This is a genomic window from Modicisalibacter xianhensis (genome assembly GCF_900113605.1).
In the GTDB taxonomy this organism is placed as follows: Bacteria; Pseudomonadota; Gammaproteobacteria; order Pseudomonadales; family Halomonadaceae; genus Modicisalibacter; species Modicisalibacter xianhensis.
This window is the reverse complement of the sequence record NZ_FOPY01000007.1, coordinates 86,880-112,911: the sequence shown is the minus strand read 5'-3', so window position 1 is coordinate 112,911 and position 26,032 is coordinate 86,880. Positions and strand designations below refer to the sequence as shown.

Sequence of the window (26,032 nt, the reverse complement as noted above, 5' to 3'; positions counted from 1 at the left end):
TTTCTGCCACGGAGTCACCTTATCGGCACCTCAGCCAAGCGAAGCTGCGAAAAGCTGCACTTTGGAAGCACATTTCTTGATGATCGCGAATGGAACCGTAGCCCCGCATGGGCCGTGCCGATCAGTCACGCCTTTCGAGCAACAATCCTTCGTTGATGGCAACGAATTCACTGGCGGCAAGCCTGAGCGAACGTGCAGTCAGTTCGGCAACGCCAAAGACATCGAACGCCACGCCATAGCGATGTCGCGCCCGCTGGGCGAGCAGGTCGAAGTCACCATCACCCGAGACCAGTACGATACGGTCGACCTGCTCGGCAAGACGGATGGCATCCAGCGTGATGCCGACATCCCAGTCGCCCTTGGTCGAGCCATCGCTACGCTGGAGGTAGGGCTTGAGCCTTACCTCGAATCCGATACCACGGAGAATATTCTGGAATTGTTGCTGCTTGACGTCGTCTCGTGCAATGGCATACGCCATGGCAGCCACTACCTCCCGCCCATCAGTCACTTGTTTCCAGAACGTGTTGTAATCGAAATGGCGGTCGAATACCTGCTTCGTCGTGTAATAAACGTTCTGGACGTCAACCAGAATGGCAACGCGTTCCGCACCGCATGCCACCTTGGAACGGAACTTCACATCATCGCGACTCATTGCTGCCCCCTTTCGCCAGGTAACTCTTCATGATCCTCTTCGGTCCAGACGCGAAAGTTGCTCAGCAGCGCTGGCCCGAACGTATGGGCGATGGGTACGTCGGCGGCATCGCGGCCATAGGCAATCAACACACGACCGACTCGACGATCGTTGTTACGTGGATCGAACGTATACCAGCCATCTCCCAGATAGGCCTCGAACCAGGCATGGAAATCCATGGGTGAGTGCGGCGGCGGGATATCGATATCGCTCAGATACCCAGTGCAGTACCGCGCAGGAATATTGACTGCACGACACAGGGCAATGGCCAGATGAGCAAAGTCGCGGCAGACTCCGCCGCGCTCATGGTAGACCTCGAATGCCGACTTGGTGGCCCGGGCAAAGTGGTAGCCGAACGTGATATGCCGGTGTACGAAGTCGCAGATCGCCTGGACGCGCTCCCAGCCTGGCGGAGCAGCCCCCACCAGTTGCCACGCAATATCCGACAGGCGATCGGTCTCGCAATAACGACTTCCCAGCAGAAACTGCAGCGTCTCGGCCGGCAGTGACTCGACCGGGATCTGGCTTGCCCAACGGCATGCGATATCGGGCTGCGCCGATACACGAATCACGGTATCCGTCATGAGCACGGTGCGGCCCGCCGGTGCGACCAGGCGCACGCACCAGTTGCCGAAAGAGTCCCGGTAGGCAGACGTCGGTAATGCGGGCTTGGTGATCAGCGAGTCCGGTGACACCAAATCCGAGACCCGCGAATAATGCACATGAGTCATTAGGATCATGGGTGTCGGCTGGGGACACTCGTAAACGATTTCATAACCGATGCGAAGATGCATGCCGCGCGCCTCAAGAGGTAGAACCTTGAGCATACGCGCCATTCGCCAACGGCGAGCGGTTTTTCGTGGACTATCGACTATTCCAGGCAGATACCTGGCACCGAGGGTCAATGCACCGTATCGGGCAACTCGGCATCTTCTTCACCGCCTTCCCACAGGGTAGTGCGAGTGATGGCGTGATCGATCATTTCGCGGGCCACCTCAAAGCGGCTATTGCGCAGCAGATCGGCCGCCTCGTCGGATATGCGAATACTCAACAGCGGCTTGCCCTCGCCTTCGGCAGGGCGCAACACGATCTCGCCATCGGCGAGTTCGACAATTTCCAATATGGCAGTCTCTGACACAAACACCTCGGCTAGTCGGGTACCGTGTAATGAAAAACGACCACAGCGATACGCCATGGTCGTTATTTTTCTCAAGGTTACCACCCCGGCTGGAAAGACGTCACCATTCGAAGCTGGTTTCGCGCAGCGCACTCAGCGATGCCTTGAACTCACGCAGGCACCAGCGCAATTCATCGACCAGCGCCATGCGGCCGGCAGCCACGATCAACGAGGCGTCGCCGGTTTCACGTCGTGCCGCCCCGTCGACGCTGTGCAACGTGTCGATGCGAGCCGTCAGTACCCCAAGCCAGCTATCGGGCGTTTCCTTGAGCTCGCGTAAACGCCGCACCTCGGCGATGGCTTCCTCGTCACTGCCCAGCAGTCCTCGCCAGTCATGACGCGCTAGGCGAGCATGCTCCGTCACTTCGCGCAGCGCGGCATTGAGGGCGAGTTCCAGCAGTGCCAGCGCCCCTTCCTCTGTGGCCATGCGCCGCGAAGCGGCATGCTCGTCGTCCCCGCCAGGGAGCGCAAGCAACAGCTCCGCCTGGTACAGCAGTTGGTTGGTTCGGCTTCTCGGGGTCATTTACGCTTGTCCTCGACATGCCAGCGACCGTCGTCATAGGTTGCCTTCCAGCCGGTGGCCTTGCCATCCTCTTCGGTCATGACGTACTGGCTCTTGGTCTTGCGCGTGAAACGGATCTGCGCCGGGCGGCCATCCGGGTCCTTACTCGGTGCATCGAGAAGGAAATGATACTTCTCGGGCAGCTCCTTGGCGTGGGCCTTGAGCTCCTCGACCAGCGGTGCGCGGGTCTCGCGATTCTTGGGAAACTGGCTGGCGGCCAGGAACAGTCCGCTGGCCCCATCACGCAGGACATAATGGTCATCGACCTTCTGACAGGCTAGCTCCGGCATCGGGATCGGGTCCATCTTGGGCGGCGCGACCTCCCCATTCCTAAGCAGCTTGCGGGTGTTCTTGCAGTTGTCGTTGGTGCAGCCGAAGTACTTGCCGAAACGCCCCGACTTGAGCTGCATGTCGCTGCCGCACTTGTCGCACTCGATGGTCGGCCCCTCGTAGCCCTTGAGCTTGAAGCGCCCCTGTTCGATCTCGTAGCCGTCGCAATCCGGGCTGTTGCCGCAGATGTGCAGCTTGCGGGTCTCGTCGATGAGGTAGCTGTCCATCGCCGTGCCGCACTTGGGGCAGCGGCGCTTGGCACGCAGCGCGTCGGTTTCGGCATCCTCGCCGGCATCGGCGGCCACCGCCTCGTCGCCGGGAATCAGGTCTATGGTGGTCTTGCAGCGCTCCTTGGGCGGCAGGTTATAGCCGGAGCAGCCCAGGAACACGCCGGTCGAGGCAGTACGAATCTGCATCTTGCGTCCGCAACTCGGACAGTCGATGTCGGTGGGCACCGGCTGGTTGGGACGCATGCCTTCCTCGCCCTCGGCATGTTCCAGCTTGGTCCGGAACTCGGCATAGAAGTCGTCGAGCAGGCTGCGCCAGTCACGTTCCCCCTCGGCCACTTCGTCGAGGCTGTCTTCCATACGCGCCGTAAAGCCGTAATCCATCAGATCGCTGAACGACTCTGAAAGCCGATCCGTGACAATGTCCCCCAGCTTTTCGGCATAGAAGCGCCGGTTCTCGAGCTTGACGTAACCCCGGTCCTGGATGGTCGAAATGATCGAGGCGTAGGTCGACGGCCGGCCAATGCCACGTTTTTCCAGCTCCTTGACCAGGCTGGCTTCGGTGAAGCGGGCCGGCGGCTTGGTGAAGTGCTGCTGCGGATCGAGCCGGTCCAGCGTCATCGATGTGCCTTCGGCCAGGTCGGGCAGGGTCTGGTCCTCGTCCTTCTTGCCGGTGGGCTTGAGCACGCGAGTATAGCCGTCGAACTTGAGTACACGGCCCTTGGCACGCAGCTCGTAGCCACCGGTTTCCACGGTCAACGTGGTCGAGAGGTATTCCGCCGGTGGCATCTGGCATGCCACGAACTGGCGCCAGATCAGGTCATAAAGACGTTCAGCATCGCGCTCCATGCCCGCCAGGTCACTGGCAGTGCGGGTCACCTCGGAGGGACGAATCGCCTCGTGGGCCTCCTGGGCGCCTTCCTTGCTGGTGTAGCGATTCGGCGATTCGGGCAGGTAACGCTTGCCGAACGCCCCTTCGATGTAGTCGCGCACTCCGTTCACCGCATCCTGCGACAGGTTGGTGGAATCGGTACGCATGTAGGTGATATAGCCAGCCTCGTAGAGCCGCTGGGCCAGGGTCATGGTCTTCTTGACCGAGAAGCCCAGGCGACCGCTGGCAGCCTGCTGCAGGGTCGAGGTGATGAAAGGCGCATTCGGCTTGGAGCGCGTGGGCTTTTCCTCACGCGCTGTGATTGCCAATGCCGCCTGTTTCAGGCCGGCAATGCGCTCCATGGTCTCGGCCTCGGAGGTCGGCCGGAAAGGCTTGCCGTCCTGGCGCGCCAGCTCGAAGCGCACCGGCTCACCATCGGGGCTGACCAGGTCGGCATGCACATCCCAGAACTCCTCGGGCACGAAGGCACGAATCTCGCGCTCACGCTCGACGATCAGGCGCACGGCCACCGACTGGACGCGACCGGCGGACAGGCCACGCGCAATCTTGTTCCACAGTAACGGCGAGAGCATGAAGCCCACGATACGGTCGAGAAACCGCCGTGACTGCTGGGCCTCGACACGCGGCACGTTGAGATTGCCAGGCTCCTTGAATGCCTCCTTGATGGCGTTCTTGGTGATCTCGTTGAACACGACCCGCTTGTAGCGCTCGTCGTCGCCACCGATGGTTTCCTTCAGGTGCCAGGCGATGGCCTCCCCTTCGCGGTCCAAGTCGGTGGCCAGATAGATGGCATCGGCCTTCTCGGCCAGCTTGGCCAGTTCGGCCACGACCTTTTCCTTGCCCGGCAGGATCTCGTAGTTGGCCTTCCAGCCATGTTCGGGATCGATGCCCATGCGCCGGACCAGTTGGTCCCATGACTTCTGCTTCTTGTAGGCCGCCTTCTCATCGGGCGACATCTTGCGCGTGGCGGCCGCCTGTCGAGCGCGCTCCTTGGGATCGCTGGCACTCTTGCCCGAGCCGCTGGTCGGCAGGTCACGAATATGACCTACGCTCGACTTCACGATGAAGTCATTGCCGAGGTATTTGTTGATCGTCTTGGCCTTGGCCGGCGACTCGACGATCACCAGTGACTTGCCCATAGTGCTCCAAATCTTTCTTCTAGGCCGATGTCAGCCATCGGCGGCCTGTCCATCGGTGAGACGGAAAAATGCGCCTACCCTACCCCAGCCATTCACTTTGCGCCAGTTGTCGCCTCGGCGATGGCCTCGCGAGGCACTGGGCGATGACAGGGTATGGCAGTCGCCTGGGTGAGTACGGGCTCTCAGTGACACTAGACGTGCCTGACATCACCATGCAAGGCCATGCCATGTGCAATGTCTGGATAGCCTTGTCTTTTCACCGTGTTGTTACATCGTCCATGAACGCTGAGCCTTGAATTGGGAAGTCGTTTTCCGCAGGCCACCTGCATGCTGTATCATGTAGTAAATTGACTACATGAATTCTGTACGACAATAACGGGTAGTCGAACACGCCATGAGCCAACGCTGCCCACTTTTATATAGGCAACAAGGAGTCCCTCATGCACGGCCCTGTACATGCCCCCATCCGTCGCACCAAGATCGTCGCCACCCTGGGCCCCGCCAGTGACCGCGATGGCGTCCTCGACGAGCTGATACAGGCCGGGGTCGACGTGGTGCGCCTGAACTTTTCCCACGGCAGCCCCGACGACCACCGCCGCCGCCTGGAAGCCGTGCGCGAGGCTGCCGAGCGTCACGGCAAGACCATCGCCGCGCTGGGTGATCTGCAAGGACCCAAGATTCGTATTGCCCGTTTCGCCGAGGGCGCGGTCACCCTTGCCGAGGACCAGCAGTTCATCCTCGATGTCTCGCTCGACCGCGATGCTGGTGACGTCACCCAGGTCGGCTGCGACTACAAGGCGCTGGCCGACGACGTCAAGGCTGGCGATGTCCTGCTGCTCGACGACGGACGTCTCGAACTGGTGGTCGATCGCGTCGATCCGCCGCGGGTCCATACGACAGTGCGTGTCGGCGGCAAGCTGTCCAATAACAAGGGCATCAACAAGCAAGGTGGCGGCCTGTCCGCCGCGGCGCTCACCGACAAGGACCGCGAGGACCTCAAGACCGCCATCGACATTGGTGTCGACTATCTTGCGGTCTCCTTCCCGCGCACTGCAGCCGACATGCAACTGGCCCGCGAACTGCTCGGCGAGGCCGGCAAGCATATCGGCCTGGTAGCCAAGATCGAGCGCGCCGAGGCCGTTTCCGATGAGCAGACCCTCGATGACATCATCCGCGCTTCCGAGGCCGTGATGGTCGCGCGTGGCGACCTGGGTGTGGAAATCGGCGATGCCCAGTTGATCGGCGTACAGAAGCGCATCATCCAGCGCGCCCGCAGCCTCAATCGTGCGGTGATCACGGCCACCCAGATGATGGAGTCGATGATCAACGCCCCCTTGCCGACCCGGGCCGAAGTGTTCGACGTCGCCAATGCCGTTCTCGATGGCACCGACGCAGTGATGCTGTCCGCCGAGACCGCTGCCGGCGACTATCCGGTGGAAACCGTCGAAGCTATGGTCAGGCTGTGCTTGGGCGCCGAGCGTGAACGCAGCATCCAGGAGTCGAAGCATCGCATCCACGAGGACTTCACGCGCATCGACGAGACTGTGGCACTGTCAGCCATGTATGCCGCCAACCATCTCGACGGCGTGGCAGCCATCGCCTGCATGACGTCCACTGGCTACACCCCGCTGATTGCCTCGCGCATCCGCTCCGGGCTGCCCATCGTCGGCCTGGCGCACAGCCCCGCCGCCCAGCGGCGCATGGCGCTGTATCGTGGCGTGGTCTCGCTGCCCTTCGATACCAGTGACATGACACCGCTGGAACTCAACCAGCACGCCATCGAATTGCTGGTCGAACGCGGTATCGCCGAGCCGGGCGATCACATCATCCTGACCCGGGGCGATCACATGAATGCCCATGGTGGTACCAACACCATGAAGATCATCAGAGTGGATGACGTGTCATGAGCGAGCAGCGGCCCACGCGACAAGCCCACCGCACACTGCCGAAACGCAAGCGCATTGCCCTGATCGCTCACGATGGCAAGAAGGATGAGCTGCTGGAATGGGTTGATCGCTGGCGGAACACCTTGGGCCAGCATGACCTGGTCGGTACGGGAACGACCGCCAGGCGTGTCGCGCAAGCCCTGGGCCTGACCGTGGAAGGCCTGATGAGCGGCCCATTGGGTGGCGATCAGCAGATCGGTGCGCGCATCACCGAACAGCGCCTGGACCTGCTGGTATTCTTCTGGGACCCCTTCGCACCCATGCCCCACGATCCGGATGTGAAGGCCTTGCTGCGCCTGGCAGCGCTGTGGAACATCCCGGTGGCCTGCAATGCGGCCAGCGCAGATTTCCTGATCAGCTCGCCCTACCTCGCCGAGGAATACCGCATGGCCATTCCCGACGCGGGTGATTGGGTGGCGGCACGTACCCAGCCGTGACAACTGCACAGTAATGACAACGCCGCCCGAGGGCGGCGTTTTTCATGGTGCCTCATGCTCAAGATGAGGAAGACCCCGATGGCGGCGTTCTTCTTTTTTTGCGACGCTGCGATGGCGTTCGGTGTTCTGGCTTTGCTGTCTCTTTCGAGGCTGTCGGCGGTTCAGCCTGGCGCTCGCTTTGCGTGGCGGCCGCGGTTGGCTCACCCTGCTCCGCCGCTCTGCTTTCAGGCGCAGTTTCCTGTAACGCCTTTGGCTCGGCGGACCCGCCACTACCTGACGTGCCCTTTTCTTCTTTGGCCTGGGGCTTGGCCTTGTCGAACAGCTTTCTGACCAACATCAGGCGCGACTGGCTCTTTTCGTCCAGCGTTCCCCGTGCCGATACGACCTGCTCGATGTGCGCAAAGTGACCATCGATGGCCTCGGCACTTTCCCCGGCCAACAGCACGGGCAGCGCCTCGAGCGCCGCATGACTATCGTGCTTGAGAATGAAGAACTGATCGCGGACCAGCGCCTTGAAACTGGTCAAATCGATATTCGGCTCGACTTCGGCGCGGGTCGCCTTCAGGCTCTGGAAATTGCGTTCGTCGGTGGTCGGCGCCCCGCCCAGCACGAAGATCAATGCACGCATCACTGCATGATGGCTGTTGCCCCGCTCTATCGAGGCATGCACTTCTTGTTTCCGCTGGGAAATGAAACGACGATGCTCGGGCTGCGCGCCTGGGTTGGGCAAGACTCGCGCCTCGGATGCCCCTAGCCCCGCCATGATCTGCAGCCATGGCTGACCGTATATTTGCATGAACAGCCTCTCCGAGAGGGAGTCACGCACTTCACGATAGCCTTCCAGGCTACGCTCGATCTGGTCCGAGAGCATGCCCTCGGCAACACGAAACGGATTGCCGGCCTCGACGGCATGCCGGTTGGCCCTGATGCCCTCGGCCATCACGGGCAGGGGCACAGTCAGCGGATTGCGATCCGACAACAATTTGTACCCCAGGCGAATCGGATGCATGCGACGAATCCAGCGAGCCGCCTCGGGGGTCATCACCGCCTGTAACCAGGGCTGCCAGTATCGACGATACAGTCCCAGGTTGATGTCGGAGATACGCGCTACCGTGGCGAAGCGTCGCTCATCTTCCGGCAGATTCCTGACGATTCCGTCGATGTCATCGAGATTGCGCGGGCTGAACTCGAGCAAGTAATCGCCATCGACGAGATCGGGATTCGCTGCCGAGGCCGGCTTCTCGGTCACCTGGGTTTCGTAGAGGCCAGGCGGCAGGATATCGATGTAGTCCATGTTGGCCGTGAACTCGGCATGCTCCTTGCGGGACACACTGCCCGACACGAAGATCCCGAGATGCCCGGTAGTGTCATGGACGCAATAGACGATGGTCTGTTCGTTGGCGATGATGTCATCGACACTATCGTAGAGGTCCTCGACCCAGCCCAGCGCCTGCGGGGGCGGGGTGATATCGTCCCCCTTGGAGCAGAACACCACGATCGGCGAACGTACGTTGCGCAGATCGATCCGCCGGCCGTCCCGGGTCATTAGCTGAGCGGTGCTGAGGCGATTGCCAATGAACAGGTTGTCGACGATGTACTGGATCTCTTCGGCATTGAGCACCACATGGCCACCCCACCAGCGCTCGAACTGCAGGTAGCGCTGAGCCTCGGTGTCGACATTGGCATAGAGCCGGTATTGCTTGGTCCATAGCGTATTCGCCGGATTCAGCTTTTCGAAATTCTGGACCAGCCAGGCGCCATCGAAGTGACCGTGACCGAGGTCACCCGCCAGTGCCGTCACCCAGCTTCCCCCCAGTAGACCGCCCGAATAGCGCATCGGCGCCTTTCCACGCTCTCCTGCCCAGTACGACAGCGGTGCGCCGGCTATCAGTATCGGACCGAAGCACGCCGGCTCCAGCGCCGCCGCCATCATGAGCTGCCAGCCTGCCTGACAGTTACCCACCACCATGGGCTTCTCGACCGTTTCTGGGTGGCGCTCGATGACGTGCTTGAGGAACTCCACTTCGGCTTCGACGACATCCTCCACGGTCTGCCCCGGCACGGGGAACGGCAGGAAGCCGATGAAATAACAGGGATGGCCGGCCCGTAGCGCCACCCCGATCTCGCTGTCGGGCTTGAACCCCCCGATCCCTGGCCCATGACCGGCTCGCGGGTCGACGACCACGAACGGACGCATGCTCTCGTCGATATCGATGCCCGCCGGAGGAATGATGCGCATCAGCTCGTAATTGACCGGATTCGGTAACTGGCGTCCATCCATCAGCACTTCGGTATCGAACCCCAGCACATTGGGCTTGGTCTGCTCCATATGCTCCAGATACTGGTTGCCGCGCTGACGCATGACGTCCAGATAGAGCACACTGCGCTCGCAGGCGTCCCGCCAGTAACTCATCGCAGCACGCCCTGCGCCCAGCGGGTCCCAGAATGCGCCGGTAGCTTCAGCGAACGAGGCAAAAACGGGAAACATGGCACGACTCCATAAGGATGATTGCTGCACTGCAAGATAAGAGTAACGCTATCACACCAATTTTGCAGCGATGATTTCGTCAGCATCGCCCCGGGCGGTTAGTGAACAAGAACAGGGCAGCACACCAGGCCCTGCGCACCAAAATGGTTAACTCGAGTACGCTGAGTGCACCAACAACTGGCCTGCCACGCACCATAACCAAACAAGAGACCGGCAAGGCATTGATTAATAAAAAAGTTATCTATGGCACAAAAAGTGCATACCTTGCCTGGGAATCCTGCAGCGCTGCTTGCGCGCAGAGTGACGAGACACTGAAGAGACATAAAAGACGACATGACTTACACCCCGTCCAGCACCGATGTGCTGTTCCTCCTGCTCGGCGCATGCATGGTCCTGGCCATGCATGCAGGGTTCGCTTTCTTGGAGGTGGGCACGGTACGCAGCAAGAACCAAGTCAATGCCCTGGTCAAGATCATCACCGATTTTGCTGCCTCGACCGTTGCCTATTTCACGATCGGCTATACGCTGGCCTATGGCATTGGCTTCTTCGATAATGCCGCCGCCCTATCGGTGGATAATGGCTACGGCCTGGTCAAATTCTTCTTTCTGTTGACCTTCGCTGCCGCCATTCCGGCCATCATCTCGGGAGGCATAGCCGAGCGTGCCCGGTTTTACCCGCAATTCACCGCTACCCTGTTGATCGTGGCACTGGCCTACCCGCTCTACGAAGGGATGGTCTGGAACGGCAATTTCGCCATCCAGGCCTGGCTCGAGGCCACGTTCGGGCAGCCGTTTCACGATTTCGCCGGCTCGATGGTCGTGCACGGCTTTGGCGGCTGGCTGGCACTGGTGGCCGTGCTGCTGCTCGGGGCGCGTCGGGGACGTTACCCACGCCAGGGAGCCGTGGCCGCACATCCGCCATCGAGCATCCCATTCCTGGCGCTGGGCGCCTGGACGCTGACCGTTGGCTAGTTCGGCTTCAACGTGATGTCGGCCCAGACGGTAGACGGCATCAGTGGGCTGGTTGCCGTCAACTCATTGATGGCCATGCTCGCCGGTGCCATGATTTACGGCGGCCTCAAGGCTGTGGTCGGCATCCGCCTGGATAAAGAACAGGAATATGAAGGCGCCGACCTGGCACTGCACAAGATCAACGCCACCCCACGCAGCGAGTCCTGACACAACGGCAATCAGGTCACTGCCGCTGCCTGCAGCTCAAGTTCCCTGACCACGTCAGCGTCCAGCTTCAGCGCAGCGGCAAACTCATCGAGCCATGCCCGTTCGGCGGGATTCTGGTCGTCGATGATGGCAGCGCTGGCCAGATACATCTCGCGTGCCGCCTGTCCGGAATCCGCCTCACCGGCAAGTTCGGTCACACTCGGTGGCGCCAGCATCTGCTGAGCCGCCCAGGCACGCAGCTCGGCATCGGCACCCATGGCCTCGATCTGTTCGCCCAACTGGGTCCGTTCGATATCGTCGAGATGGCCATCGGCGCACGCCGCAGCAATCATCGCACGCAGAATCATCTGGCCGCGCTGCTCCTTGGCGACTTCGTCCTGCAGGCGCTCGAATGGCGGCTCGTCCTCGACCGCCGCCTCGTAGGCGGTCGCCTGAGACCGTTTTGCCTGTCGCTGCTGCCAGGCCTTCCAGGCCAGCATGCCCACTCCTGCAATGACACCGTACTTGAGCGCCTTGCCACTCATCTTGCGTCCGCGCTTGGTGCCTACCAGCAAGCCCAGCACATTACTGCTGAGAAGCCTGCCGATATCGGCACCGCCATGCTTGGCCTGGCTGGCACCGTGACTTGCCTGCTTCATCAATTCCTCGAGCATGCCCTTGGCGTTCATTCGTCCCTTCTCCTGACCTGAAATGCTTCAGACAGCATAGGCAATGGCAGCAAAAACGAAAAAACCCAGGACGCGATTGCTCGTTGGGCCCCAGCGTCAGGCGACCGAAAAAAGCCCGGCTCAAGGCCGGGCAAGCAACGAGAGAAAACATGACGCGCCTGGACGACTTCAGGCTTCCTCAATCTCGACCAGCACCTCGCCGGGCGTCACCCGGTCTCCCTTGGCCACGTGAATGGCCTGCACGGTACCGTTGACGCGCGCCTGAACCTCAGTCTCCATCTTCATCGCCTCGGTGATCAGCACGGCCTGCCCGGCCTTGACGCTGTCACCTACCGACACCAGCACATCGACAATATTGCCGGGCATGGAGGTAGTGACGTGTCCGGCCGCCGTGGCTTGGGCGCGCCCCGAGACGGCGCCACCGACATAGGCATCCTTGGCTTCGAAGACCACTTCTTCAGGCATGCCATCGAGGGTCAGGTAAACCTGACGCTTGCCGCCCTTGCTGCTGCCGACCCCGGTAATCTGGACCTCATAGGATTCGCCATGCACATCGATGATGAACTCGGTAGGCGTACCCTCGGTCACCGGGCGGCTGCTGCTTTCGGGCATGCTCGGTAACGGCTCGGGGCTCAGCGTGCCATCGCGACGCTGCTGCAGGAACTCACGCCCCAATTCGGGGAACATGGCGAAAGTGAGCACGTCCTCTTCCCCATCCGCCAGTTCACCGATATCCGCGCTCAAACGCTGCATTTCCGGCGACAGACGATCGGCGGGGCGCCCTTCCTCGACAGGTGCGTTGCCGATGGCACGACGACGGACACTTTCATCCACCTCGGCCGGTGGTTTGCCATACCCCCCTTGCAGATAGCGCTTGACCTCATTGGTAATGGCCTTGTAGCGCTCGCCGGTGAGTACATTCATGACCGCCTGGGTTCCGACGATCTGGGATGTCGGCGTCACCAGCGGTGGATAGCCCAGATCAGCGCGAACCCGGGGAATCTCGTTGAAGACCTCACGAATCTGCGACAGGGCATTCTGCTCCCGCAACTGGTTGGCCAGGTTGGACATCATGCCGCCCGGCACCTGATTGATCTGGACCGAAACGTCCTCACGGGTGAATTCGCTCTCGAAGGCCGCATACTTCTTGCGTACTTCACGGAAGTAGTCACCAATCTCCTTGAGCGCCTCGAGATCCAGCCCGGTGTCATAGTCGGTATCGGCATAAGCGGCAACCATCGACTCGGTCGACGGATGACTGGTACCGCCGGCAAAGGCGGAAATGCAGGTGTCGATATGTCGACAGCCCGCTTCGACGGCCTTGAGATGGCACAGTGCAGACAGCCCCGAGGTGGCATGCGCATGAAGGTGGACCGGGACATTGACTGCTTCCGTCAGGGTCGCGACCAGTTCACCGGTAGCATAGGGCGTCAACAGGCCGGCCATGTCCTTGATGGCGATCGAATCGGCGCCCATGTCCACGAGCTGCCGTGCCTGATCGACAAACATGTCCAGCGTATGTACCGGACTCACCGTGTAGCACAGGGTCCCCTGGGCATGCTTGCCGCTGGCCTTGACCGCCCGCATTGCCGTTTCCAGATTGCGCAGGTCGTTGAGCGCATCGAAGACGCGGAAGATGTCGATGCCGTTATCGGCGGACTTGGCAATGAAGCGCTCCACCACATCGTCGGCATAGTGACGGTAGCCAAGCAGGTTCTGTCCACGCACCAGCATCTGCAGCGGCGTGTTGGGCAGCGCCTCCTTGAGCTCGCGCAGGCGTACCCATGGGTCCTCCTTGAGGAAGCGCACGCAGGCATCGAAGGTTGCCCCGCCCCAGACTTCCAGCGAGTGATAACCGATGGCATCGAGCTTGGCGCAGATCGGCAGCATGTCCTCGGTACGCAGCCGGGTGGCGATCAGTGACTGATGACCGTCGCGCAGAACCACATCGGTCACATGGACCCGTGAAGGTTGACTGTGTTGCATGGAAGCTCCTTATAGTCCGGCGTGGGCAGCGATGGCGGCAGCAATGGCCAGGGCCAACTCTTCAGGGTTGCGTTTTACCGAGTAGTTGAGCAGCTCGGGATGGGCCAGCACGAAGCCGGTATCGAAGGTCCCGCTACGGAACTCGGGATGACGCAGGATCTCCTGGTAATAGGGCGCCGTGGTCTTGACCCCTTGCAGGCGCATGTCGTTAAGCGCCCGGATCCCGCGATTCAACGTCTCCTCCCAGGTCAACCCCCAGACGATCAGCTTGAGGCACATCGAATCGAAGTAGGGCGGAATGGTGTAACCGGTATAGATGGCCGTATCGATGCGTACGCCTGGCCCCCCCGGAGCGTAGTAGCGGGTAACGCGCCCGAACGAGGGCAGAAAGTCGTTCTTGGGATCTTCGGCATTGATGCGAAACTGGATCGAGAAGCCATGGTGGCGAATGTCTTCCTGACGGAAGGCCAGTTTCTTGCCGGCGGCAATACGAATCTGTTCGCGGACGATATCCACCCCCGTGATGGTCTCGGTGATGGTATGCTCCACTTGAACCCGGGTGTTCATCTCCATGAAGTAGATCTCGTTGCCCTTGACGAGAAACTCCACGGTACCGGCATTCTCGTAGCCGACCGCTTCGGCGGCACGCACTGCCAGCTCACCGACATAGGCACGCTGTTCAGGGGTGAGTTGAGGGCTCGGGGCGATTTCGATCAGCTTCTGGTTGCGACGCTGGATCGAGCAATCTCGCTCGAAGAGATGGATGACGTTGCCATGGCGGTCCGCGAGGACCTGCACCTCGATATGCAGAGGTTCGACAACACACTTCTCCATGAACACGGCGGCATTACCGAAGGCCTTGGTCGCCTCGGAAATCACGCGATCCCAGGCCTGACGCAACTGGTCGGGTGTATCGCAGCGGCGAATGCCGCGGCCGCCACCACCGGACGTTGCCTTGAGCATGACCGGGTAGCCGACGCGCTCGGCCAGCGCCAGCGCCTCGTCGCAATCGTTCAGATTGCCTTTCGAGCCCGGTGTGACCGGCACCCCGGCCGCCTGCATGGCACTGCGTGCTGCGGTCTTGTCGCCCATCCTGGCGATTACCGAGGCATCGGGTCCCACAAAGGCGATACCGGCATCGCTGCAGATCCGGGCAAAGTCGGCGTTTTCGGAGAGAAAACCGTAACCGGGATGAATGGCGTCACAGCCGGTCTCGCGGGCCAAGTCGACGATGCGCCGCGGATCGAGATAGCCGGCCAGCGGATCATCGCCCACGAAGTGGGCCTCGTCGGCACGCTTGACGTGCAGGGCGAAGCGATCCGGCTCGGTATAAATGGCCACGGAGCGTATGCCCATCTCGGCGCAGGCACGCACGATACGCACCGCAATTTCGCCGCGATTGGCGATCAGCAGTTTCTGGAACACGGGCTGCCTCCAGGGTTGCGTCGATAACGGGCATGGGAAAGACTGGGCGACATAGGCCCTCGCCATGACCGCGCTAGGTGTGCCACTAACGCTACCCGGCGATACACCAATAGAAAAATTGATATTTTTTTGCCAACCTATAAGGTGTGGCTTATACCTAGGCGGGTAACTATGTCTCGACCCCATCTGCTCAACCGGCTGACCTTTCGCCAATTGCAGGTATTCCAGGCAGTGTATCGACAGCAGTCGTACTCGCGCGCGGCAGAGCAACTCGGCCTGACACAGCCGGCCGTCAGTGCACAGATACGCCAGCTGGAACAGGCGCTGGAACAGCCCCTGTTCAAGTATGCTGGCAAGACACTGCATGTCCTGCCGGCAGCCGATGCCCTGGCGGCCTCGGTGCAGTCGATCTTTGGCCAGGTCTCCAGCCTGCAGATGGAATTGTCCGAACTGGCCGGGACCATCCGCGGTGAGCTCAACCTGGCAGCCGTCTCCACCGCCCAGTATGTGGTGCCGCATATCCTGGCGCGCTTCCGGGCGCGCTATCCCGAAGTGCAGATTCGACTTCGCGTCTGCAACCGCGGACAAGCGCTGGAACGCCTTGCCGAACGCCGCGACGACCTGGTCATCATGGGCATGGTTCCCGACGACGCCAACCTGGCTTTCATGCCCATTCTCGACAACGAGATGATCCCCATCGTGTGGCCGGGCCACCCCCTGCTTACCGCGGAATCCGCGTCGCTGGAGGATTTTGCGCGCCACTACGTACTGATGCGCGAGCCCGGCTCGGGAACGCGCACCGCCTTCGAGGAGTTCGTCGCTCGCGAGCGTGTATCGCTGGCACATACCATCGAGCTGGGCACCAACGAAGCCATCAAGCAAGGGGTCATGGCACATCTCGGCGTGGCCGTGCTTCCGCGCCTGGCCGTGCAACTGGAGCTGGCTTCCGGCCTGCTGGCCTCGCCGCATCTCCCCGGCTTCCCGCTCAAGCGCTCGTGGTGCACCGTCTACCCCAAGGACCGCTACCCCACCCCAGTGACCGAGTTGTTCCTGCGTTTCGTGCGCGAACTGCTTCCCGAACTCAACGCTCATTTCAAGGCCCCTCTGGAGCCTGCCCCCGGGCCGAGTTTCGTCTGTCTGCCGATGGCCGACCACTGACCGGCAGCATCGCGGTACCGCGTGGTCATCTGTCAAGCACCGGGGTTCCTGTGGTATTTTATCGACAGAGATCCACGCATCATTCGACGTGCCAGGCTATCTTGAAACGCCGATCGACGCGCTCCCGGTGGACCCGAGGTAGCGCAGTACCGGCGTCATCGCCCGGCGAGCAGAGAGGCTCACAGCTATGAGCGACACCCCTTCCAAACGCGTCACCAGCGGTGAAAAGTACCGCAATGACCATGGCATCGCCGCCATCAAGGATGGCATGAAAGTGCGCAGCCAGGCCGAAACGGGTGGCGTCAACGGCCGCAAGCCCCAGTGGCTGCGCGCGCAGATTCCCGGAGGCGAGCGCTTCGACGCCGTGAAGCGGAACGTGGCCGAGCATAGGCTCAGCACCGTCTGTGCCGAGTCGCATTGCCCGAACATGGGCGAGTGCTGGAGCAACGGCACCGCCACTATCATGCTGATGGGTTCGGTCTGCACCCGGGCCTGCCGCTTCTGTGCCGTCGATACCGGCAACCCGAAGGGTTGGCTGGATGCCGAGGAACCGGCGAACACGGCCAAGTCGGTGGAGTTGATGGGGCTGCGCTACGTGGTGCTCACCTCGGTTGACCGTGACGACCTGCCAGATGGCGGCGCCAGCCACTATGCCGACTGCATTCGCGCCATCAAGGCACGCACCCCCGAGGTCGCGGTGGAAGCACTGACACCGGATTTCGACGGAGTGCCCAGTGCCATCGAGTGCGTTGTCGATTCGGGACTCGAGGTCTTCGCCCAGAACGTCGAGACCGTGGAGCGCCTGACCCAGCGCGTCCGAGACCCGCGAGCCGGCTATCGCAAGACACTCGATGTGCTGGCCCATGCCAAGCGGCACCGCCCCGAGATCATCACCAAGACCAGCCTGATGCTGGGGCTCGGCGAGACCGAGGAAGAGATACTGCAGACATTCGACGACCTGCGCGCCATTGGTGTGGACATCGTCACGCTGGGACAGTACCTGCAGCCCACACGCAATCACCTGCCGGTCGAACGCTGGGTGACGCCAGACGAATTCGAACGCTATCGCGTCCTGGGCCTGGAAAAAGGCTTCATGGAGGTGCCGTCCGGTCCATTGGTTCGTTCCAGCTACCGGGCCGACCGAGTGTTCGAGAAGAACAATCTCGGTCTGGCCGCGCCTGCCAAGGTGCCTGGCCAGGAGACCGACCCGAACCGTATCGCAGCCGTCAACGTCGGCTAAGCTCGAATACCGACCGCACAACAAGCCCCCCAGTGGCAGCATGCTACTGGGGGGCTTGTTGTGCAGAGATACAATGAGATCAGGCGTCGGCCAACTCGGTCCGAACGAGCTCTCTTCCCAGTTGCCGAGCCAGACATTCCGCCAGTTGCAGCGACACAACGTCAGTACCCGGACAGTCACCTGTCAGATCGGCGAGCCGCGTCATTGCCATGCCGGCATAGCCACAGGGGTTGATCCGCGAGAAAGGTGACAGGTCACCATCGACATTCAGGGCCACACCATGGAAGCTGGCTCCACGCCGGATACGCAGCCCGAGCGAGGCGATCTTGGCGTCTTCCACGTAAACACCGGGCGCATCGGGACGAGCATACGCCACCACCCCATGTGCCGCCAGCAAAGCAATCACTGCCTGCTCCAGCGCAGTGACCAGATCGCGCACCCCCAGACGCGCCCGACGAACGTCGAGCAGCGGATAGAGCACCACCTGGCCCGGCCCATGGTAAGTTACCTGTCCGCCACGATCGGTGGCGACCACCGGTATATCGCCGGGCATCAGCAGGTGCTCGGGCTTGCCTGCCTGCCCTTGGGTAAAGACCGGGTCATGCTCCACGAGCCAGAACTGGTCCGGCGTATCGGCGTCACGGGTATCGGTGAGCTCGCGCATCGCCTGCCAGACGGGCAGATAGGGCCGGCGCCCCAGACAATGCACCTGAATCGGCGCCAAGCCGCCTTCGCTGGCCATCACAGCACCATGTGAACGCGGCCGGTCGCCTTGAGCGAGGCAAACAGGGCACGCAGCTGCTCGTTACCGGTGGCAGTGATGGTGACACGTACCGACTGGAATTTGCCATTGCGGCTGTCAACGACACTCACGCTCTGACGGTCGAAGCCGGGGGCATGCGCTTCGACCACCTCGATGACAACACTTTGGAAGTCGTGAGCGGCATCGCCCACAATCTTGATGGGATAATCACAGGGAAACTCGACCTTGGGCGCTTGTGGCGCCGTTGACGAGCCCGACGTGCGGAGGTCCCGCAGCGACTTGTCGGTCATAGGATCACTCGACGAAAGGCATTTCCGAGTATTCTACTCAACCTATGCCTCTGTTACCAAGGCCAGCGGTGGTTCACCGCTGGCCTTGGCGCCTCAGTTGAACAGGCCAGTGAAGAACTTCAACACCATGTCCCAGAGCCGCTTGAAGAGCCCTCCCTCTTCCACTGCTTCAAGAGCGATGAGCGACTGCTCCCTGACAACTTCATCTCCCAGGCTGATCTGCAGGGTCCCCAACTGCTCGCCAGCCTGAACCGGAGCATTGATGGTTTCCTGGATGTTGAGCTGGGCCGTCATCTGGTCACGCTTGCCCTGGGGCACGGTCAGATAGAGCGCCTCGCCGACGCCAACACGGACATTGTCCTTGCTCCCGCCCCAGACACGCGGCTCGTTGAGTACCGCACCTTGGTCGTAAAGCTTGAACGTCTCGAAGAAACGAAAACCGTAGCTCAGCAGTTTCTGGGTCTCCTGAGCACGGGCCTCGTCGGAGTTGGTGCCCATCACCACGGCAATCAAGCGCATGTCGCCTTTCTTGGCCGAAGCCACCAGGCAGTAACCGGCCTCTTCAGTGTGACCGGTCTTCAGCCCGTCGACCGACGGGTCGCGCCATAGCAGGCGGTTGCGGTTGGGCTGGCGAATGTCATTGTAGGTAAAGTACTTCTCGGAATAGATCTGATAATGCCCCGGAAAGTCCTGGATGATGTGCTTGGCCAGGATGGCCAGGTCATGAGCCGACGCATAGTGATTCTCGTGCGGCAGCCCGGTGGCGTTGACGAAATGGGTGTTGTCCATGCCCATTCGCTGTGCCTGCTGGTTCATCAGGTCGGCAAACGAGGATTCGCCACCGGCAATATGCTCAGCCAGGGCCACGCTCGCATCATTGCCCGACTGGATGACCACGCCCTTGAGCAGGTCGGCCACGGGAACCTGGGTCCCCTCGCGCACGAACATGCGGGAGCCACCGGTGCGCCAGGCATTCTCGCTGATGTTGACCATGTCATCGGGAGCGATGTTGCCGGCATCGATCTCGTGCTCGACCAGGTAGGCGGTCATCATCTTGGTCAGGCTGGCCGGCGGCAGGGGCTGATCGGCATCATGCTCGACGAGGATCTCGCCACTGTTGGCGTCCATCAGTATCCATGATGTGGCGTTCAGGGCCGGTGGCGAAGGGATCATGGTGTCCGGAAGCGTAGCCTGCTGAGCCTGGACAGGCTGGATGAGCAGGACGCAAGCCGTGACCACGGCAGGAAGCAGACGCCAGGATAGTGACGGTAAAGCAGGCAATCTCATGAGGTTTCTCGTGGTTCGGGTCGATGAACGATGATGATCAGCTCAGTCGCTGGAAGTAATGGTAAAGGATTGCGCGTATCCTACGCGACGCAGTTCACTGCGTAATGCCTCGATTTCGAGAGGATCTCGAACCGGGCCGACCTGGACTCGATGCAGTCGCTCGTCGCTGTCGACGCGCACCGGGCTGTCCAGTTCGTTCTGCAAACGGTCGCGCAGGGCCTGGGCATTGGCTGCCGAGCCAAGGGCGGCGACCTGCAGGTAGACTTGCTGGCCGGAGGCAGGACTCGGGGTGTCTGCCTGAGGGGATGATGCAGAGGCGCCGGCATTTGGCGAGGCACCGTTACCGCCAGCGGACCCACTGGACGGTGACGCGCCGGGACTGCGAGCGGCTTCAGCCCCCTTTGATGGCGCCGGCGCGGTCGGTGCCGCCGCCTGGGCTAGCGCCGGCGTACTGGGCGTCGTCCCCTGCGGACCTTTTTGCTGCCTGGCCTGCCACGCCACGGGGTCGATGGCCTCGACACGCACGCTACCGGTGCCATTACGCAGGATACCCAGGCGAGCGGCGGCAGCATAGGACAGATCGATGAGTCGGTCGTCGTGGAACGGGCCACGATCATTGACCTTGACGATCACCGAGCGGTCATTGTCGACATTGGTTACACGAGCATAGGTCGGCAACGGCAATGAACGGTGCGCCGCCGACATCTTGTACATGTCGTAGATCTCGCCACTCGCCGTGGCGTAGCCGTGGAACTTCTCTCCGTACCATGAGGCCCTGCCGCTCTTCTGGTACCCCTCGGCGTTGGGCAGCACATGATATGTCTTGCCCCAGACCTCATAGGTCGGGCGGTTGCCGCTCCTGGCCAGTGGCTCGACGCGGGGCACGGCGTCCGGCACGTTGGAGACATCGGGTGGCAGATCGGGGTAGGCATCGCTGTCCATGGCATAACGGCCACCGCCACTTTTCGCTTCGCCCCCCTGCCCGGCCTGGTAGCTGCCGCCTCCACCGGCACATCCGGCCAGCAGCGCCACGACCATGACCGGCCCGAGCCAGCGCGTCATCATGCTTCTGCCTCCATGACTTCACGGATACGCTCGGCCAGGGTGTTGACCGCCATGGCATAGAGGTGACTATGGTTGTAACGGGTGATGACATAGAAGTTGTGATGCCCTAGACGATAGGCCACCTTGTCGTCGGCGAAATCCAGCATCACGGGAATGACCTGCGTCTCGTCGCCTGACGCCGAAGCTCCATCGGCCGGTTCGATGCCTTGCTCGGCCAGCGAGGCGAGCGAGGCATAGGGCTTGTCGGTACGGTTGAAAGTGATCCCGCCAGGCGGCGTCGCCGGCCCTGTGGCATCGCTGATCACCGGGGCACCAGGTGTCCAGCCATGACGGGCGAAGTAATTGCCGACGCTACCGATGGCGTCGACCGGGTTGTGCCACAGGTCGCGCATGCCATCGTCGTCGAAGTCCACGGCATAGGCTTGATAGCTGGTCGGGATGAACTGGGGATACCCCATGGCCCCGGCGTAGGAGCCATCAAGCGTCAGCGGGTCCACCTGCTGTTCGTTGGTGATTTCCAGAAACGCAGCGAGTTCACCACGGAAGAAGTCGCCGCGACGTGGATGATGGAAGGCCAGCGTGGCCAGCGAATCGATCACGCGGTGCGTGCCGGTATGCCGCCCGTAGAAGGTCTCCACGCCGATGATGGCGGCAATGATTTCCGGAGGAACGCCATACTGGGCTTCGGCACGTTCGAAGGCGTCACGGTGGGCTTCGATGAAGTTCACTCCGGCCTCGATACGCTCGGGCTTGATGAAGATATTGCGGTACTCATCCCAGCGCAGACGACGCTCGGCTGCTCCCGACATGGCCTCGAGTACCGCCGGACGGTACTCGGCACGTGTCAGGGCCAGTGTCAGCCAATCGCGATCCACTCCCTGGGAAGCCAGCTCGTCGACCAGGGCGCGTGCACCCTCATGACTGGCCGGGTCGAAATTTTCGGCAGCATTGGCTGGCATGACCAGCAGCAGGCTACCCGACAGCAGCGTGGCAAGGGCCCGCTTTGCCTGACCAAAGGCTTCCCTCATCGTCTTGCGACTCCCCTGAAAATGCGCATTCGCTCTCTCTGATGCCGTAGCCGCGAGCGCCGTGCTAAGCCGGCTAACGTGGCAGCAGGCGACGGTGGCTATGAATCGACATGAGAATACCGAAACCGGCCAGCAAGGTCACGCTGGAGGTCCCCCCGAAACTGACCAGGGGAAGCGGCACGCCCACGACCGGCAGAATGCCGCTGACCATGCCTACGTTAACGAACAGGTAAATGAAAAACGTCAGCGTGATGCTACCCGCCACCAAGCGACCGTAGGTGTCCTGGGCACGATTGGCGATGATCAGTCCGCGCATCACGATCATCAGATACAGGACCAGGATCAGCAACATGCCGACCAGGCCGAACTCCTCACCCAGCACCGCGACGATGAAGTCGGTATGCCGCTCGGGCAGAAATTCCAGCTGCGACTGGGTGCCCTGGGTCCAGCCCTTGCCGCCGATGCCGCCGCTACCTATCGCCGTTGTCGACTGGATGATGTTCCAGCCCGCCCCCAACGGGTCGCTTTCCGGGTTGAGGAAGGTCAGCACGCGCTGACGCTGATAGGCGTGCATGTTCAACCACAGCAGCGGCAACGCGGCAGCCGCCAGCACGGCAAGGCAACCAATCAAACGCCAGGAGAGCCCGGCCATCAGCAGCACGAACACGGCTGCGCTGGCCACCAGCAACGAGGTTCCCAGATCCGGCTGCTTGGCGATCAATACCACCGGCACAGCCAAGATCACTGCACAGATCAGAATGTCCTTGAGCCCTGGCGGCAATGGCCGGCGATGAAGGTAGGCAGCGACCATCATCGGCATGGCCAGCTTCATGAGTTCCGACGGCTGGAATCGCACCACCCCGGGAATCACCAGCCAGCGCTGGGCGCCCATGCCGATATCACCCATGATTTCGACGGCTACCAGCATGGCCAGGCCGGCCAGGTATAACGGCAATGACCAGCGATATAACGTGATCGGGGACAGTTGCGCCAGCACGACCATCGCAGAAAGCGCCACGCCGAAGCGCATCACCTGCCCCTCGACCACGGCCAGGCGCTGTCCGCTGGCGCTGTACAGCACCACCAGGCCGCTCGCCAGCAGCACCAGCAGCAAGCCCAGCAACCAGGGATCGATGTGGATACGCTCCCATACGCTGCGGCGTCGCTTGATAGCTCGGCCGCGGCTGGCCTGGAGCAGGGCCGACTCATTCGGTTTCATGAATCTCGTGCTCCTCGGTGGCTGCACCGGCCTCGTCAAGCCGCTCGTCATCGGGCAATAACCAGGCATCCAGAATCTGGCGTGCCAGTGGCGCAGCATGGCTACTGCCCCCGCCAGCGTTCTCGATGATCACGGCGAGGGCGATCTGCGGATTTTCGATAGGGGCAAACGCGGTAAACAACGCATGGTCATGCAGACGCTCCTCGAGCTCGGCTGCGTTATAGCGTTCATCATTGGAAAGCGTGAAGACCTGGGCGGTCCCTGACTTGCCGGCCATGCGATAGGCCAAATCCTGCCCGGAACGGCGCGCCGTTCCTTCGCTACCGGTCATGACATCTTCCAAGGCACTATCGATCAGGTTCCACCAGCGCTCATTGGAAAGCTCGATATCCTCCTTGAGCTTGGGCGGGGTGATCGTCTCGCCGTCGACACGCTTGGCCAGATGCGGGGTGACCCACTCGCCACGATTGGCCAGCACCGACATCGCCGTGGCCATCTGCAGCGGGGTCGCTAGCCAGTAGCCCTGACCGATACCCACCGACAGGGTTTCGCCAGGGAACCAGACCTGGCCGTGACGCTCGCGCTTCCACTCGCTCGACGGCATCAACCCGCTGGCGGCGCCATAGACGTCGGCACTGGTCTCCTCGCCGAAGCCGAAGCGGTGCATGAACTCGGCCAGGCGATCAATGCCCAGGTCATGCGCCAGGTTGTAGAAATAAGTGTCATTGGAAACCACGATGGCACGATGCATATCGACACGGCCGTGTCCCCAACGCAACCAGTTGTGGTAGCGCCGCTCGAATCCCGGCAGCTTGTAGTAGCCGGGGTCGTAGACAGTCTCCTTGGGCGTGATGACGCCATTCTCGAGTCCCGCTAACGCCATGTAGGGCTTGACCGTCGAGGCAGGTGGATACTGTCCGCGAATCGCCCGGTTGTAGAGTGGCAGGTCGGGGTCGTTCTGCAGCCCCCGGTAGTCCTTGTAACTGATTCCGGTGACGAACAGGTTGGAATCGAAACCAGGCGACGACACCATGGCCAGGATCTCGCCAGTCGCCGGCTCGATGGCAACGATCGACCCCCGCCGGCCGTCGAGCAGTTGATAGGCCAGCTTCTGCAGACGCTTGTCGATGGTCAGCACGATATCCTTGCCAGGCTCGGGATCGGTACGTCCCAATTCCCTCAGGACACGTCCGCGGGCATTGGTCTCGACCTTGCGCAGGCCCGCCTCGCCATGCAGCACCGCCTCGTACTCTTTCTCGACACCGGTCTTGCCGATGAAGTGCGTTCCCGCATAGTCCCCCTTGTCCAGGGAGGCCAGTTCCTCGGCGTTGATTCGTCCCACGTAGCCGATGACATGCGACATGATGTCGGTGTCGGGGTAATAGCGCAGCAACTGCGCTTCGACCTCGATCCCCGGCAAGCGGTAGCGATTGATGGCGAGCTTGGCGATCTGCTTCTCGTTGAGCTCGCTCATCAACAGGGCCGGCTGGAACGGGCGCTGGCGCTGGCGTGAACGCTCCTTGAACACCCTCGCCTGATCCTCGGGCAACCCGAGGATATCCACCAGCAATCCCAACGTTTCCTCCAGATCGTCGACCCGCTCGGGCACGATGGTCAGGTTGTATGTCGGCCGGTTCTCGGCCAGCAACATGCCATTACGGTCCAACAGCAGACCACGCGTCGGCGGCAACGGCTCGACACGCACGCGGTTCTTGTCCGAGCGGGTAATGTAGATGTCATGCTGGACCACCTGGAGATAGACCAGGCGTGCGACCAGGCCACCAGTCATCAACACCACCACCAGGGCGGCCAGCAGTGAACGGTTACGAAAGACGCGAACTTCCTGCTCTGTGTCCTTCAGGGTCTCGCGACGTTTACGCATGCAGGAAGAACATCTCTGACTCGTGCTTTAAGAAAGGAACGGGATTATTCCACAGCTTCAACGGTGATAGGGGTGCCCTACCAGGAGTGTCCAGGCACGATACAGCTGCTCGGCCACCAACAGTCTCACCAACGGATGAGGCAGGGTCAGGGGCGACAGCGACCAATGCTGGTGCGCACTGGCCGATAGACCGGGCTCGAGGCCATCCGGCCCGCCGACCAGCAGGGCGACATCGCCCCCGTCGTGACGCCAGTGGTCGGCCTCCCGAGCCAGCCGCTCGGTACTCCAGGCCTGGCCTTGGACCTCGAGGGCAACGAGGCGTTCATTGCCCCGCAAGCGCTCGCGCATGCGCTGGCCTTCCTGAGCCACGGCGCGGGCCACATCAGCGTTCTTGCCCCGCGCCCCAGGCGCTATCTCAACGATTTCCAGCGCAAAATCGCGCGGCAGCCGCTTGCGATACTCCTCGACACCCTGCTCGACCCAGGCGGGCATACGGTTACCAACGGCGAGCAGGCGGACCTTCACGCTCGCCCCCCGCGTCCCTCCTCCTCGACATCGCTGGGCAGGTCGGCCCAGAGACGCTCGAGGTCGTAGAGACGACGGGCGTCCGGCATCATGACATGAACCACCACATCTCCCAGGTCGATGAGCACCCAGTCTGCCCCGGCATGCCCCTCGACACCCAGTGGACGCACACCGGCGTCCTTGGCCTTTTCCACTACGTTGTCGGCCAGTGCGGCCACATGACGCGTCGATGTACCACTGGCGACCAGCATGGTGTCGGTGACACTGGTCAAGCTCGACACGTCGAGTTCGGCGATATCCTGTCCCTTGAGTTCCTCAAGGGCATCTACCGCCAAGGTCTTGAGCGATTCGATGTGCATTAGCTCCTCATGAATGACTGACGGCAACACGGTGCGATGTCCGGCGCCTTGACCGGGTACGCCCACGTC

The 26,032-nt window shown here is 61.7% G+C and carries 22 protein-coding genes and 2 pseudogenes; 5 read left to right on the top strand and 19 right to left on the bottom strand.

The window, feature by feature from the left end; genetic code table 11:
- Positions 1–121: 121 nt before the first annotated feature.
- The 6 genes and pseudogenes from BM194_RS09860 to BM194_RS21125 all read right to left on the bottom strand — a co-directional run.
- Complete coding sequence (locus BM194_RS09860) at positions 122–652, bottom strand: LabA-like NYN domain-containing protein (protein ID WP_092846228.1); 531 nt, start codon at positions 650–652, stop codon at positions 122–124.
- Positions 649–1,485, bottom strand: a complete 837-nt coding sequence (locus BM194_RS09855; protein ID WP_092846529.1) for a transglutaminase-like domain-containing protein — start codon at positions 1,483–1,485, stop codon at positions 649–651. Before BM194_RS09855 ends, BM194_RS09860 begins: the two co-directional genes overlap by 4 nt.
- A gap of 107 nt (positions 1,486–1,592) precedes the next feature.
- Positions 1,593–1,829, bottom strand: a complete 237-nt coding sequence (locus BM194_RS09850; protein ID WP_243836115.1) for a hypothetical protein — start codon at positions 1,827–1,829, stop codon at positions 1,593–1,595.
- Positions 1,830–1,929: 100 nt separating this feature from the next.
- A complete protein-coding gene (locus tag BM194_RS09845; protein ID WP_092846224.1) occupies positions 1,930–2,391 on the bottom strand; it encodes a DUF6586 family protein in 462 nt (153 codons plus the stop codon).
- Positions 2,388–5,018, bottom strand: a complete 2,631-nt coding sequence (topA, locus tag BM194_RS09840) for a type I DNA topoisomerase (RefSeq protein ID WP_092846222.1) — start codon at positions 5,016–5,018, stop codon at positions 2,388–2,390. The genes BM194_RS09845 and topA overlap by 4 nt, the downstream gene beginning before the upstream one ends.
- 351 nt (positions 5,019–5,369) lie before the next feature.
- Positions 5,370–5,441 (bottom strand): annotated as a pseudogene (locus tag BM194_RS21125) (KxYKxGKxW signal peptide domain-containing protein); the annotation flags it as partial.
- Between the two features lie 17 nt (positions 5,442–5,458).
- On the opposite strand from BM194_RS21125, the gene pyk reads away from it, so the two are divergent.
- Positions 5,459–6,925, top strand: coding sequence for a pyruvate kinase (gene pyk / locus BM194_RS09835; RefSeq protein ID WP_092846220.1), 1,467 nt, complete (start codon positions 5,459–5,461; stop codon positions 6,923–6,925).
- Positions 6,922–7,401 carry a methylglyoxal synthase gene (locus BM194_RS09830; protein ID WP_092846218.1) on the top strand — a complete coding sequence of 160 codons (480 nt, stop codon included), beginning with the start codon at positions 6,922–6,924 and terminating at the stop codon, positions 7,399–7,401. Before pyk ends, BM194_RS09830 begins: the two co-directional genes overlap by 4 nt.
- Before the next feature lie 58 nt (positions 7,402–7,459).
- Here BM194_RS09830 and BM194_RS09825 read toward each other — a convergent pair whose 3' ends face one another.
- Complete coding sequence (locus tag BM194_RS09825; protein WP_092846216.1) at positions 7,460–9,889, bottom strand: DUF3141 domain-containing protein; 2,430 nt, start codon at positions 9,887–9,889, stop codon at positions 7,460–7,462.
- A gap of 333 nt (positions 9,890–10,222) precedes the next feature.
- Between BM194_RS09825 and BM194_RS09820 the strand changes: the two are divergent.
- Positions 10,223–10,957: pseudogene (locus BM194_RS09820) on the top strand (ammonium transporter); the annotation flags it as partial.
- A 122-nt stretch (positions 10,958–11,079) separates the two neighbouring features.
- Here BM194_RS09820 and BM194_RS09815 read toward each other — a convergent pair.
- The 3 genes from BM194_RS09815 to BM194_RS09805 form a co-directional block, all read right to left on the bottom strand.
- Entirely contained in the window at positions 11,080–11,736 is a 657-nt protein-coding gene (locus BM194_RS09815; protein ID WP_092846214.1) for a tellurite resistance TerB family protein, read from the bottom strand.
- 168 nt (positions 11,737–11,904) lie between these two features.
- Positions 11,905–13,722, bottom strand: a complete 1,818-nt coding sequence (gene oadA, locus BM194_RS09810) for a sodium-extruding oxaloacetate decarboxylase subunit alpha (RefSeq protein ID WP_092846212.1) — start codon at positions 13,720–13,722, stop codon at positions 11,905–11,907.
- Positions 13,723–13,731: 9 nt separating this feature from the next.
- Positions 13,732–15,147, bottom strand: a complete 1,416-nt coding sequence (locus BM194_RS09805; protein WP_092846210.1) for an acetyl-CoA carboxylase biotin carboxylase subunit — start codon at positions 15,145–15,147, stop codon at positions 13,732–13,734.
- A gap of 171 nt (positions 15,148–15,318) precedes the next feature.
- Here BM194_RS09805 and BM194_RS09800 point away from each other — a divergent pair, with 171 nt between their 5' ends.
- Both BM194_RS09800 and lipA read left to right on the top strand, forming a co-directional pair.
- Entirely contained in the window at positions 15,319–16,305 is a 987-nt protein-coding gene (locus BM194_RS09800; protein WP_092846208.1) for a LysR family transcriptional regulator, read from the top strand.
- A gap of 187 nt (positions 16,306–16,492) precedes the next feature.
- Positions 16,493–17,545, top strand: coding sequence for a lipoyl synthase (lipA, locus tag BM194_RS09795; RefSeq protein ID WP_092846206.1), 1,053 nt, complete (start codon positions 16,493–16,495; stop codon positions 17,543–17,545).
- 79 nt (positions 17,546–17,624) lie between these two features.
- Here the strand turns inward: lipA and lipB are convergent, their stop codons facing one another.
- The 9 genes from lipB to rsfS all read right to left on the bottom strand — a co-directional run bounded on the left by lipB (position 17,625) and on the right by rsfS (position 25,963).
- Positions 17,625–18,287 (bottom strand): lipoyl(octanoyl) transferase LipB, encoded by a 663-nt coding sequence (gene lipB / locus BM194_RS09790; RefSeq protein ID WP_092846204.1) that lies wholly within the window; start codon positions 18,285–18,287, stop codon positions 17,625–17,627.
- Entirely contained in the window at positions 18,287–18,598 is a 312-nt protein-coding gene (locus BM194_RS09785) for an HP0495 family protein (RefSeq protein ID WP_092846202.1), read from the bottom strand. The genes lipB and BM194_RS09785 overlap by 1 nt, the downstream gene beginning before the upstream one ends.
- Positions 18,599–18,691: 93 nt before the next feature.
- Positions 18,692–19,885, bottom strand: coding sequence for a D-alanyl-D-alanine carboxypeptidase family protein (locus tag BM194_RS09780; protein ID WP_092846200.1), 1,194 nt, complete (start codon positions 19,883–19,885; stop codon positions 18,692–18,694).
- A 42-nt stretch (positions 19,886–19,927) separates the two neighbouring features.
- Positions 19,928–20,950 (bottom strand): septal ring lytic transglycosylase RlpA family protein, encoded by a 1,023-nt coding sequence (locus BM194_RS09775; protein WP_092846198.1) that lies wholly within the window; start codon positions 20,948–20,950, stop codon positions 19,928–19,930.
- Positions 20,947–21,978 carry a lytic murein transglycosylase B gene (gene mltB, locus BM194_RS09770; protein ID WP_092846196.1) on the bottom strand — a complete coding sequence of 344 codons (1,032 nt, stop codon included), beginning with the start codon at positions 21,976–21,978 and terminating at the stop codon, positions 20,947–20,949. The genes BM194_RS09775 and mltB overlap by 4 nt, the downstream gene beginning before the upstream one ends.
- A 73-nt stretch (positions 21,979–22,051) precedes the next feature.
- On the bottom strand, positions 22,052–23,197 hold the full coding sequence (gene rodA, locus BM194_RS09765) for a rod shape-determining protein RodA (RefSeq protein ID WP_092846194.1): 1,146 nt from the start codon (positions 23,195–23,197) through the stop codon (positions 22,052–22,054).
- A complete protein-coding gene (mrdA, locus tag BM194_RS09760) occupies positions 23,184–25,079 on the bottom strand; it encodes a penicillin-binding protein 2 (RefSeq protein ID WP_092846192.1) in 1,896 nt (631 codons plus the stop codon). The genes rodA and mrdA overlap by 14 nt, the downstream gene beginning before the upstream one ends.
- Positions 25,080–25,136: 57 nt before the next feature.
- The gene (rlmH, locus tag BM194_RS09755; RefSeq protein ID WP_092846190.1) at positions 25,137–25,604 is read right to left on the bottom strand and encodes a 23S rRNA (pseudouridine(1915)-N(3))-methyltransferase RlmH; all 468 of its coding nucleotides are present in this window, start codon (positions 25,602–25,604) and stop codon (positions 25,137–25,139) included.
- Complete coding sequence (gene rsfS, locus BM194_RS09750; protein ID WP_092846188.1) at positions 25,601–25,963, bottom strand: ribosome silencing factor; 363 nt, start codon at positions 25,961–25,963, stop codon at positions 25,601–25,603. Before rsfS ends, rlmH begins: the two co-directional genes overlap by 4 nt.
- Between the last annotated feature and the right edge of the window lie 69 nt (positions 25,964–26,032).